We start from the raw sequence: 11219 nt of genomic DNA, 5'->3' as shown, positions 1-11219 counted from the left end.
TGGACCACCAGGCCGTGGATCCCTAGGATAGAATCGATTGGGGACATCGGCATTGCTCCATTAAACGTGTTCTTCGCAAAAACAAGTCTAATGAATGCCGGTGTCCCCCGTTAATGATGTAGAGCCCCTCAAGGCTGCTGCTGATCATGGTGAATATACGCCATCATCTCCTGGATTCCGGCCTCTCGGATCCGTAGCCCTTGTTCGGTATTCAATGCCCCAAGCCAGGCACGCTTGCGCTTGTCTGCAGAGTCTGGGTCATCCAGTGCAATGCGTGCCTGCGGCGTGCAGCAAAGCTTGAAATCGCTTTTCCCGTCCCAGTGCGCTGTAACCGGAAAGCCGTAATCCCCCAGAGATACCGGAAAGGTGATGTCGATCACGATGTCGCCATGACCCACATCGCAGGTCAGAAAATTGTGCACATCGTAGACCTGCAGATCGATTGCGGATGATCGTAGGGCATCGGAATAATAGGGTCAGGAAGTAGTCCCGCCAATGGGCAGGGTACTGTTCAATCTTGTCCATGGTCCGGCGGCCATAGACGGGCCACATGTACTACGTTCAATATGCGTACGATGTCATCAACGACATCGTAGATCAGCAGGTAGTTGTCATGCACCACCAGCTCACGAGTGCCGGGTACGCGACCAGCCCGACCGAGTTCTGGGTATCTGGTCAGAACGCCGGCCTTGTCTGAGAAACTCTCGTCAAGATGATAAGCCGCTGCGGGGCTATCCATCTCGATGTAATCATAGATATCGTGACGTTCCTGAACGGCGTCTGGTGTCCAGAACAGGCTTGTCACTTTGAGTGCGCAATATGTTGCCGCGTTCTGGCGCGGCGGGCAGCGAATTGGGCTTCGACCTCTGCTGCTGGTATCAGTTTGCCTGCGTCGGCTGACGCCCGCGAGCGTTGTACTTTGTCCTGCAGCCAGGCATCGTATTGCGCCGCTTCTTGTTGGTCTTTGATATAGCTGCGCATGAAATCCCGTAGTAGCTGGGCACCTGTTCGGTCATGCGCCTTGGCTGCGTTGGCGAATTCGCTCTTCAGGTTTTCGTCGACACGAAATGTGAAGGTGGCTTCGTTCATCTCACTGCCTTTATGTGTTACGTCGTAGTTTCATCGTAGCACGCCCATATTGAATGATACAGGTTCGATTCCTGTCAGGCGCGCCAAGACCCTCTCAAACGAGCTTCTTTTCCATCCTGTAGTTATGGATGAGCACATCGTTTCGCCTGAAGTCCTGGCGTTGGATACAAATAAAACCCTGATTCAAAAAGAACTGTCTGGCCGTTTCGCTGGCATCGACGGTCAGCACGGGCATGCCTTCATTTCGGGCAATGGATTCCAAAGTCGCGTACAGGGCTGTGCCGACCCCCATGCCAGCGCTGTGCGGGTGGCAGTAGAAACAGTCAATGTGGCCGTTTGAGCACAGCTCGATGAAGCCTTGCGGGGCATCGTCTGGCGAGACTGCAATCAGGACCTTCCGGCCATCCGATACGCGCTCATGAAATTGACGGGCGCTGACGGGAGACGGGCTCCACGCTTGGACTTGAGCCTGACTGTACCCCTTGATGCCGAGCTGCCGGACGGATTCGTGGAGCAGTTGAGCCAGGGCGCCGGCGTCCCGGGGATGGAAGTGGCGGATCTGTGTGGGCGGTGTCACCAGCCACTGTGTCATCTCCATGATCGCGGCTTCAGACGGTTTTGACCAGCGCCGCATGGAAGCGGGCGACGTAGTCTTCGAAGCTTTCCGTGTCCGATGCTTCCAGGGCGGCTTGTTCCGTCAGGGACTTTTTGGCGCCCTGGTCGTAGGCCGCCAAGGTGTCGGCGGGCAGGCCGCGTGCCTGCAGGGTCGCCCAATGCGCCTGGCTTTGCGCGAGCGTCCAGTCATGGAATTCCTGGCCGCTGTCGCGCAGTGCGGCCAGCAGGCGTGCCGAAGGTGTCTGCGCGGGGTCCTGCACTTTGATGTGCTGCCGTTGCAGGGAGGACACATGCTGCTGGTCGTCCGTATGTGCGTCCAGTAGTTCGGCGTAGGGGGCGAGGCGGTCCAGGATGTTCTGCGCCCAGTCCTGCAGGCTGATGTTCTGCTCTTCGTGCTTCAGCATCAGGCCGGGGCGGCGGCCTTCCCGCGCGACCAGCGCAAAATTGGCCTGGCTTTCCTGGCAGGTGCCGGGGGCGGGGAACAGGGGGCTGTCTTCCAGGGCGCAAAACAGCAGGAAGGCGTCCAGGAAACGGCAGGTGTCGGCTGAAATGCCGGCAGGTTCCCAGGGGTCGATATCCATGCAACGCACTTCGACATACTGGATGCCGCGTTCGTGCAAAATGGTGTTCGGGCGCTCGCAGCGCCCCGCCGTCTGTTTGGGCCGGATGGTGGCGTAGTATTCGTTTTCGATCTGCAGCAGATTGGTATTGAGCTGGATGCGCTGGCCGTCGCGGTGTGTGCCGATGGCCTCGTAGGCCGGCCAGGATGTGGTGACGGCGGTGTGGATGCGCGCCGTGAAGGTATCCAGGTCGTTGTAGCAAAGATGCAGTTCGGACTGGGTGGGGCTTTTATAGCCCAGATCGCTCATGCGCAGGCTGGTGGCCCAGGGCAGACAGTAGGTGTCCGGGCTGAGACGGGTCAGCTGCGATTCCAGGCCGGCATGCTGCAGAAAGCTGCGCGACATGGCGGGTGATGCACCGAACAAATACATCAACAGCCAGGAATGGCGCATGAAATTGCGGATCAGGCCCATGTAGCCTGCGTTGCGCCGTTCTTTTTCGTTGTCGCCTGCGGCCAGCAGTTCCCAGGCAGATTCCGGCAAAGAGAAGTTGTAGTGCACACCGGCGATGCATTGCATGATTTTGCCATAGCGCCACGCCAGGCCCTGACGGTAGACGTGCTTGAGCATGCCGGTATTGGACGTGCCATACCAGGCGACCGGAATGTCGGCTTGCGCCGGCAGATGGGCGGGCATGGACTGATTCCAGATGGCTTCGCCAGGGTTGCGCAAGGCGACGAAGGCATGGATGTCGGTCAGTTCCTGCACCAGCGCGTTGGGCGACAGGTCCGGGCTGGTGACCAGTTCCAGCAGCGCTTCGGAATAGTCCGTGGTGATGTGAGGATTGGTCAGGGCCGAACCCAGCGAGACGGGGTGCGGTGTGCGGGCCAGCGCACCGCCGGCATCCACCCGCAACCCTTCTTTTTCAATGCCGCGCCGGATGGTGTGCAGGAGTTCCGGGTGTGTTGCCAGCAGGCGGCGCCGGTCGGAGGCCAGGGTCATGATAAAGGGTACCGGGTTGGTCTGAATAAACTGATTTTAGCTGACCTGAGCTTTTGTCCCTGCGGCCTTGGGTAGGGCGGCCTCCGGCCTGATCCAGGCTTTACGTCAGGTGAATTTGTCCAGATCCAACAGTTTGTGCTGCAGCGCCTGGGTGATGGCCGCCTGGCGAGAGCTCACACCCAGTTTGCCGCAAAGATTGGCGATGTGGAAATTGGCCGTGCGCTCGGTGATGCCCAGTATTTGGCCCATTTCCCAGCTGGTCTTGCCTTGGGATGCCCAGTACAGGCAGTCGTGTTCGCGAACGGTCAGTGGTGTCATGGTTGTCCCCGTAGAGATATTGTCATTGGCTACTGCGCGTATACGTGAGCGAATGTATCATAAAGTGAGCATGTGATAGTCCCAGTGGCAGCAGGGGTATTTTGCCTGCCTCGACAAAGGGCTGGATGCTGACTTGGCATGGATATCCGTCATCAGCGCAGCCCTGTCGGGTCCGGGAACCGGGGTGCTAGAATAGATTTCGACTTGGCGCCGATTTGCCTGATCCGCTTGCGGGCGCTCCAATAAATCCAGCTAAAGAGGTCCTATGACCACCATTGCCTTTTCTCCTGATCCCGCTGCCGCTGTGACGGCTGCTGACTCCGCGCGCGCGTCGGTGCCGACGGGTAGCGTCGGTTACGTCGCGCCCCAGTTCCTGTCTTTCGACGAACCGCTGACCTTGTCCAGCGGACAGGTACTGCAGTCCTATACGCTGGCGGTGGAAACCTATGGCGAACTGAACGCCCAGCGCAGCAATGCGGTGCTGATCTGTCATGCACTGAACGCATCCCACCACGTAGCGGGCATGAATGCGGACCAGCCGACGCAGATCGGCTGGTGGGACAATATGGTCGGCCCCGGCAAGGCCGTGGACACGGACCGGTTCTTTGTCATCGGTATCAATAATCTAGGTTCGTGTTTCGGTTCGACCGGGCCGACGACCATCAATCCGGCCACCGGCAAGCTCTGGGGGGCATCCTTTCCTCTGCTGACAGTGGAAGACTGGGTGCGGGCCCAGGCGCGGGTCGCCGATCATTTCGGCATCGACCGCTTTGCTGCCGTGATGGGCGGGTCGCTGGGCGGTATGCAGGCGCTCAGCTGGGCGATCACCTGCCCGGACAGGGTGGGTGATTGCATCGTGGTCGCCAGCACCGCCCGCCTGACGGCGCAGAACATCGCTTTCAACGAGGTCGCCCGTCGCGCCATCCTGACCGATCCCGATTTCCGAGGGGGCGATTATGCGGCGCAGGGCGTGGTGCCGACACACGGCCTGTCGGTGGCCCGTATGGTGGGGCACATCACGTACCAATCGGATGAGGTCATGGCAGCCAAGTTCGGGCGCGCCCAGCGCGCGCCCAACGCCAATGGGGATTACCGATACAACTACGACGTCGAATTCGAGGTCGAATCCTATCTGCGCCATCAGGGGGAAAAATTCTCCCGCCAGTTCGATGCCAATACCTACCTGCTGCTGACTCGCGCCCTGGATTATTTCGATCCGGCGCGGACGACAGGCGGTGATCTGGCCCAGGCCCTGGCCCCTGCGCTGGCGCGGTTCTTGCTGGTGTCCTTTTCCACCGATTGGCGGTTTTCCCCGGAACATTCCCGAGAAATCGTGCGGGCTTTGCTGAAAAACCGACGCGAAGTCACCTATGCTGAAATTGACGCCCCGCATGGGCACGATGCCTTTTTGCTGGGGGATGTCCGCTATCACGCCATTGTGCAGGGCTATTACGATCAGATTGCGCAGCGCCTGGGTTTGGGCGATCGCCGCCAGACAACGGGGGTGCTGGCATGACGCAGGCGGTGGCTGACACGCACAACACCAGCGGCCTGGCATCGCCGGCGGATGAGGCGCCCCGCATTGACCTGTTGCGCATCGCCCAGTGGATTGCGCCAGGCAGCCGGGTGCTGGACCTGGGATGCGCGGACGGCCATCTATTGGCGTATCTGCAGAACACCCGACAGGTTCAGGGGGCCGGGGTGGAACTGGCGGACGAGCAGGTCATCGCCGCTGTGCGGCGCGGGGTCCGGGTGATTCAGCAGAATCTGGAAGAGGGCCTGGCGCTGTTCGACGATCAGCAGTTTGACACGGTGGTGCTGTCCCAGACCCTGCAGTCCATGCACCATACGGAACACATTCTGCGGGAAATGGCGCGGGTCGCCCGGTATGGCATCGTGTCCTTTCCCAACTTCGGGTATTGGCCGCATGGTTGGTCGATCCTGCGCGGGCGCATGCCGGTCAATGACCAGATGCCGTATCAGTGGTACGACACGCCCAATATCCATTTGTGCACCCTGCGCGATTTTCAGCTGTTGGCGGCCCAGTTGGGCCTGCGGATCACGCACCTGGCCACTTTCCGGGGTGAACAGGAAATTCATTGGCTGCGCGGCTGGCGCAGCACGCTGGCGGTGTATCGCTTCGAATCACCGGTGGGCAGACAGGGATGATGGACGGCTGGCGCGTCTACGGACGCCGACGCGTCGCTCCTTTGCTGGTGCTGGGTTTTGCCAGTGGTCTGCCGCTGGCCCTGACGTCCGGCACGCTGCAGGCCTGGGCCACGGTCGAACAGGTGTCCCTGCAAAGCATCGGTTTCCTGACCTTGGCGGGGACGGCCTATACCTTAAAATTCCTGTGGGCGCCGCTGGTGGATCGCTATGCTCCCCCCTGGCTGGGGCGGCGGCGCGGCTGGGTGTTTTTGACGCAGTGGCTGCTGGCGGCGTCCATCGCCGCGATGGGTTTTTTCGAGCCGGGGTCGCAGCTGCAGACGCTGGCGCTGCTGGCGGTTTGGGTGGCATTCCTGTCGTCCACCCAGGACATCGCCTTCGATGCGTACAGCACGGATGTCCTGCGCCACGAGGAACGGGCGGCAGGCGCCGCCCTGAAGGTCATGGGCTATCGCCTGGCCATGGTGGTTTCGGGAGGCCTTGCCCTGATCATGGCGGATCAGTGGCTGGGTTGGGGCCGCACTTATATGCTGATGGGGGCGCTGATGGCCGTGTCGTCTTTGGCGACGCTATGGGCGCCCGAGCCGGAACAGGTCGCGCAGCCGCCTCGCGATCTGCAGCAGGCCGTCATTGCCCCGCTGCGGGAATTTTTCAGCCGGCCAGGCGCCTGGATGATTCTGCTGCTGATCGTGCTCTACAAACTTGGGGATGCATTTGCCGGCGCGCTATCCACCACCTTTCTGATCCGCGGCGCCGGGTTCGATGTGACCGAGGTCGGCATGGTGAATAAGGTCTTTGGCCTGATCGCCACCATCGTCGGCGCTTTGGCGGGCGGCACCCTGATGACGCGCCTGGGTCTGTATCGTTCGCTGCTGCTTTTCGGCCTGTTGCAGGCCGTGTCCAACCTGGGATACTGGATGCTGGCTGTGACGCCGCCGCATCTATATTCCATGGCGCTGGTGGTGGCGGTGGAAAACCTATGCGGCGGTCTGGGTACGGCAGCGTTTGTGGCCTTGCTGATGGCCTTGTGCCGGCAGCAGTTCTCGGCGACCCAGTTCGCCTTGTTGTCGGCGCTGTCCGCGGTGGGCCGAACCTATCTGGCCGGGCCGCTGACACCGGTGTTCGTCGAACATCTGGGCTGGCCGTCGTTTTTCGTCATGACGGTGTTCATCGCCGTGCCGGGGCTGATCCTGTTGTGGTGGATGCGCGGCCTGGTCGCCCGGCTGGATGCCGACTTGGCGGCTTGATGCCGCCACTGTTTTGCCAGCGTGGCGTGACGGGCGCTTGTCTGTTCAAACACATTTTGCCGGTGTTTGTAGCCAAACCTGAACAGACGCCTCATTTAATCTTCTGACTTCCTCGTCTCGGATCATCGGAGCACCCATTTTCATGGTGTCAAAATTACGCTTGCTGTTTGACAGGTTCACCCTGATTCTGATCGCTGTCGTACTGGCCGCCACCTTGCTGCCTGCGCATGGTCAGGGGGCCGTCTTTTTCGAGCGCCTGACAGCGGCGGCCATCGCTCTGCTGTTTTTCCTGCATGGCGCGAAACTGTCACGCGAAGCCATCCTGGCCGGGGCGACGCATTGGCGCTTGCATGGGGTGATCTTCATCTGGACGTTCGTCATCTTCCCGATCCTGGGCTGGGGGCTGCGGCCCGTGCTGCTGCCGCTGCTGGGCGAACCTCTGTATGTGGGGATGCTGTATCTGTGTGTGCTGCCGGGTACCGTGCAATCAGCCATCGCCTTTACTTCGATTGCGCGGGGCAATGTGCCTGCTGCGGTGTGCGCGGCCTCGGCATCCAGCATCGTCGGCATCGTCATCACGCCTTTATTGTTGCAGCTGCTGCTGCAGGCGGACACATCGGCGCTGGACAGCAGTTCTTTATTGCAGTCGATCCTGCACATCGGGCAGCAGATTTTCCTGCCGTTTGTCGCCGGACACCTGATGCGACCCGTGATCGGGCGCTGGATGGACCGCCATCGCAAATTGATCACCAGCGTGGATCAGAGTTCCATCCTGCTGGTGGTGTATACGGCTTTCAGCGAGTCGGTGGTGGCCGGGCTCTGGCAGCAGGTGGCGCCTCAGTCCCTGATCCTGCTGGTGATCTGCTGCTGTGTGCTGCTGGCCATTGTGCTGGCGCTCAATACCTGGTCTACCCGCAAATTGGGCTTCAACCGGCCCGATGAGATCGCCATTGTCTTTTGTGGTTCGAAAAAGAGCATGGCGACCGGTGTGCCGATGGCTGGTGTGTTGTTCAGCGCCAGCGCCATCGGGCCGGTGCTGCTGCCGCTGATGATCTTTCACCAGATCCAGCTGATGGTGTGCGCGGTGATGGCGCAGAATTACCAGCGCCTGGATGATCAGGCCCGCCGGCGGCGGTCGCCGGCCTGACTGCACGGCGGCGCCGGTGCGGCGGGATATCCCGCGGACGTACGATGGATTTGTGCCACGGGCATGCCGGGCCATGAAAAACACCCCAAAGGTTGGATCAGTGTCCAACTTTTGGGGGGCAGTTCAGAAGTGGGTTTTTTCATCTTGGCGCCCGTCGTGTGGGACGGCGCCCTGGGTGACGCCAATCAGGCGGTCGTGTGCAGCAACGTGCCAACGGAACCGCTGGTGGCCAACTGGGGGATGCTGGGCACGGAATTCACCAAGCTGAGGATGGTGTTGGATTGACCGTCCAGCACCTTGCGCAGCAGCAGGTTCTGGTTTTCCTGCATCATGGCCCAGTTCTGTAGGCCGGACGCAGCGGCGACGGCGCTTTCAACGGAATCAGTCATGTGTGTGCTCCTGGAAGATCGGGCTGCAGTATTGCAATTTCATGTGATTATAGGGTAAATCATGCGGGTTGCACATAATCGCCTGATGCCATGTCGTAGTCGATGGTCAGGGGAGCGTGGTCGCTGAAGCGTTCGTCTTTGTAGACAGCAGCCGCTGTGGCGCGCGCGGCGATGCCAGGCGTGGCGATGTGATAATCGATGCGCCACCCTACGTTCTTGGCCCAGGCCTGGCCCCGGTTGCTCCACCATGTATAGGCCTCGCCCTCGGTATCCGGGTGCAGGCGGCGGTAGACATCTACCCAGCCGCGCTTGTCGAACAGTTGGGTCATCCAGGCACGCTCTTCGGGCAGGAATCCGCTGTTTTTCAGATTGCCTTTCCAGTTCTTCAGATCGATTTCGTGATGGGCGATGTTCCAGTCGCCGCAGATCACGAATTCCCGACCGCTGCCCTGGTGTTCCTGCATCAGGCCGTCCAGCCAGTTTTCGTAATGGTCCAGGAAACGGTATTTGGCGGCTTGCCGTTCGTCGCCGCTGGACCCGGAGGGCAGATAGGCGCTGATGACGCTGAAACCAGGCCAGTCGGCCCGCAGGATGCGGCCTTCGGCATCGAATTCCGGGCAGTCCATGCCGATGGCCACTGCGTCGGCTGCCTGGCGCAGGTACAGACCCACGCCGCTGTAGCCTTTTTTCTCGGCATGGTGGAAATGCCCGACGTAGCCGTCCGGGTGGCGCAGTTCGTCGGTCAGGTCCGCGTCCTGGATTTTGATTTCCTGCAAGCAGACGATGTCGGGTTTCTGGACCTGTAGCCAGTCCGCCAGCCCCTTGCGATAGGCGGAGCGGATGCCATTGACGTTCAGTGAGGTGATGCGTAACACGGGATTCCTTTATCCGAATCGGAAGCTGGATACGGTCAGTCCGCCGGATGCATTGGTTTCATGGTGGAAACAGGTGGCGGCATCGCTGCCGGCTGCCCCGCTGGCGACGAATAAGGGTACCAGGTGATCTTCCATCGGATGGCAGATGCGTGCCGCGGGGGCGTCTTCCCAGTGCAGCAGTTGCGCCTGGCGCTGCTCGGGCGATGAGTTGATCAGGGTGTCTTGCAGCCAGGCATCGAACAGGGCCGATGGCTCGCGTCCTGTCGGGCCGAAGCTGCGCAGATTGTGGAAGCTCAGCCCGCTGCCGATGATCAGGATGTTTTCGTCACGCAGGGGCTGCAGGACGGCTCCTAGCGCCTGGTGCCAGGCTGGATCGAAGCCGGCTTCGATGGACAATTGCACCATAGGGACCTGCGCCTTGGGATACATCACGTAGGCCGGCACAAAGGCGCCGTGATCGTAGCCGCGCCGAGAATCTTCCGTGACAGAGATGTTTTTGGCCGACAGGATATCCTGGAGTCTGGCCGTCAGGCGAGGTGATCCGGGCGCGGGATAATGGATTTCATAGGTGTTGGCGGGAAAGCCGTGATAGTCGTACACCATGCCGGGTTGCGGGTGGCTGGTGATTTTCAATCGACCGCTGGTGATCCAGTGGGCGGAAATCATCAGGATGGCGCGTGGCGGCTGCGGCAGCGCGGTGGGAATGCTTTTCAGGGCAGCGGTCAGCGCAGCATAGTTGCTGGTGGGGTCCGGCATCCAGGGCCAGGGGCCGCCGCCGTGGGAAATGAAATAGACAGGCTGACGCATCGGGGTGTTCCTTCGTGCTGCGTAGAGGGGGGTCGAGGGCTAAATCATAGGCGTCCCGGAGGGGAAAGCATAGCCGTGCAGCAGGGCGGGTACGAAAAATGATGGGTCGAAATCCGGGTCTGCGTTGAGGGGGCGCCGGGAAATATCCGATAATGTGGCCTTCCCAGATTTCGAGATTGCCGTCATGCCCGGTTCGCACGCCCAAGCCTTCGTCCGCTTTGCCCTGGATCAGGGGGTTTTGCGTTTTGGTGAGTTCAAGACCAAGTCTGGGCGCCTAAGCCCATATTTCTTCAATGCCGGCCTGTTCAACGACGGCGCCAGCGTGGGCCGCCTGGGGCAGTTCTATGCCCAGGCGCTGGTGGATGCGGACGTGGGTTTCGACATGCTGTTCGGGCCGGCCTACAAGGGCATTCCTCTGGCGACGACCACGGCGGTCGCCTTGTCGGGCCAGCCTGCTCTGGCCGGTCGGTCGGTGCCTTTCGCTTTCAACCGCAAGGAAGCCAAGGATCATGGCGAGGGCGGCGTGCTGGTGGGCGCGCCTTTGCAGGGCCGGGTCGTGATCATCGACGATGTGATCACGGCGGGAACGTCGGTGCGAGAATCGGTCTCTATGATCCGTGCGGCGGGCGCTCAGCCGGCGGCTGTGCTGATCGCGCTGGACCGGATGGAACGCGCCGGGGCGGATGACGCCTTGTCGGCGCATTCGGCGGTGCAGGATGTGGAACAGACTTACGGGATCCCGGTGGTCTGCATTGCGTCTTTGGTGGATGTGATGGCACTGCTGGAAGGGGATGCTGCGTTGGCCGAATACCGGGGGGCGGTGGCGGCTTATCGGGATCGGTACGGGATTTCTGCTTGAGGGCTCGTTGTTTGTTGGGTTCTTAAGCCGGCTGGATGGTGCCGGGTCTTCCCGGCGCCGGTCGGCCGGTCCCGGCTTTGCCGGGACTGCTCGGTCATTGCATGAAAATCGGGGCGCTCGCCAAACGCGCGGGGTGATTCGTCCA

The 11219-nt window shown here is 61.0% G+C and carries 14 protein-coding genes and 1 riboswitch; of the genes, 5 read left to right on the top strand and 9 right to left on the bottom strand.

What is annotated here, in order from left to right; all coding sequences use genetic code 11:
- Nucleotides 1–128: 128 nt before the first annotated feature.
- The 6 genes from WBF69_RS00975 to WBF69_RS00950 form a co-directional block, all read right to left on the bottom strand.
- A complete protein-coding gene (locus WBF69_RS00975; RefSeq protein WP_424260306.1) occupies nucleotides 129–422 on the bottom strand; it encodes a hypothetical protein in 294 nt (97 codons plus the stop codon).
- 89 nt (nucleotides 423–511) lie between these two features.
- Complete coding sequence (locus WBF69_RS00970; protein WP_424260304.1) at nucleotides 512–805, bottom strand: type II toxin-antitoxin system RelE/ParE family toxin; 294 nt, start codon at nucleotides 803–805, stop codon at nucleotides 512–514.
- A complete protein-coding gene (locus tag WBF69_RS00965) occupies nucleotides 802–1089 on the bottom strand; it encodes a CopG family ribbon-helix-helix protein (RefSeq protein WP_424260302.1) in 288 nt (95 codons plus the stop codon). Before WBF69_RS00965 ends, WBF69_RS00970 begins: the two co-directional genes overlap by 4 nt.
- Nucleotides 1090–1183: 94 nt before the next feature.
- Entirely contained in the window at nucleotides 1184–1687 is a 504-nt protein-coding gene (locus tag WBF69_RS00960; RefSeq protein ID WP_424260300.1) for a GNAT family N-acetyltransferase, read from the bottom strand.
- A 10-nt stretch (nucleotides 1688–1697) separates the two neighbouring features.
- The gene (gene gshA, locus WBF69_RS00955; protein ID WP_424260310.1) at nucleotides 1698–3269 is read right to left on the bottom strand and encodes a glutamate--cysteine ligase; all 1572 of its coding nucleotides are present in this window, start codon (nucleotides 3267–3269) and stop codon (nucleotides 1698–1700) included.
- A 102-nt stretch (nucleotides 3270–3371) separates the two neighbouring features.
- Nucleotides 3372–3584 (bottom strand): helix-turn-helix domain-containing protein, encoded by a 213-nt coding sequence (locus tag WBF69_RS00950; protein ID WP_424260298.1) that lies wholly within the window; start codon nucleotides 3582–3584, stop codon nucleotides 3372–3374.
- A 197-nt stretch (nucleotides 3585–3781) separates the two neighbouring features.
- A riboswitch (SAM riboswitch) is annotated at nucleotides 3782–3861 on the top strand.
- Here WBF69_RS00950 and metX point away from each other — a divergent pair.
- The 4 genes from metX (at nucleotide 3850) to WBF69_RS00930 (ending at nucleotide 8144) form a co-directional block, all read left to right on the top strand.
- Nucleotides 3850–5100, top strand: a complete 1251-nt coding sequence (gene metX / locus WBF69_RS00945; RefSeq protein WP_424260296.1) for a homoserine O-succinyltransferase MetX — start codon at nucleotides 3850–3852, stop codon at nucleotides 5098–5100. Its footprint overlaps the riboswitch before it by 12 nt.
- On the top strand, nucleotides 5097–5753 hold the full coding sequence (metW, locus tag WBF69_RS00940; RefSeq protein WP_424260294.1) for a methionine biosynthesis protein MetW: 657 nt from the start codon (nucleotides 5097–5099) through the stop codon (nucleotides 5751–5753). The genes metX and metW overlap by 4 nt, the downstream gene beginning before the upstream one ends.
- The gene (locus WBF69_RS00935) at nucleotides 5750–6997 is read left to right on the top strand and encodes a muropeptide transporter (protein WP_424260292.1); all 1248 of its coding nucleotides are present in this window, start codon (nucleotides 5750–5752) and stop codon (nucleotides 6995–6997) included. Before metW ends, WBF69_RS00935 begins: the two co-directional genes overlap by 4 nt.
- A gap of 145 nt (nucleotides 6998–7142) precedes the next feature.
- Nucleotides 7143–8144: a bile acid:sodium symporter family protein gene (locus WBF69_RS00930; RefSeq protein WP_424260308.1), complete on the top strand. Its 1002-nt coding sequence runs from the start codon at nucleotides 7143–7145 to the stop codon at nucleotides 8142–8144.
- A 185-nt stretch (nucleotides 8145–8329) separates the two neighbouring features.
- Here the strand turns inward: WBF69_RS00930 and WBF69_RS00925 are convergent, their stop codons facing one another.
- Genes WBF69_RS00925 through WBF69_RS00915 form a run of 3 tightly spaced genes read right to left on the bottom strand, consistent with a single transcriptional unit; the run spans nucleotide 8330 to nucleotide 10215 of the window.
- On the bottom strand, nucleotides 8330–8533 hold the full coding sequence (locus WBF69_RS00925; protein ID WP_424260290.1) for a hypothetical protein: 204 nt from the start codon (nucleotides 8531–8533) through the stop codon (nucleotides 8330–8332).
- 59 nt (nucleotides 8534–8592) lie between these two features.
- Entirely contained in the window at nucleotides 8593–9408 is an 816-nt protein-coding gene (locus tag WBF69_RS00920) for an exodeoxyribonuclease III (RefSeq protein WP_424260288.1), read from the bottom strand.
- 9 nt (nucleotides 9409–9417) lie between these two features.
- Nucleotides 9418–10215 carry a DODA-type extradiol aromatic ring-opening family dioxygenase gene (locus tag WBF69_RS00915; protein ID WP_424260286.1) on the bottom strand — a complete coding sequence of 266 codons (798 nt, stop codon included), beginning with the start codon at nucleotides 10213–10215 and terminating at the stop codon, nucleotides 9418–9420.
- A gap of 184 nt (nucleotides 10216–10399) precedes the next feature.
- Between WBF69_RS00915 and pyrE the strand changes: the two genes are divergently transcribed.
- Nucleotides 10400–11074 carry an orotate phosphoribosyltransferase gene (gene pyrE / locus WBF69_RS00910; RefSeq protein ID WP_424260284.1) on the top strand — a complete coding sequence of 225 codons (675 nt, stop codon included), beginning with the start codon at nucleotides 10400–10402 and terminating at the stop codon, nucleotides 11072–11074.
- Nucleotides 11075–11219: the final 145 nt, after the last annotated feature.

Origin of the sequence: Castellaniella sp., assembly GCF_049673105.1 — a bacterium.
Taxonomy (GTDB): Bacteria; Pseudomonadota; Gammaproteobacteria; order Burkholderiales; family Burkholderiaceae_B; genus Castellaniella.
The sequence above is the reverse complement of the archived record's forward strand: the minus strand, read 5'-3'. Positions and strand labels throughout refer to the sequence as shown.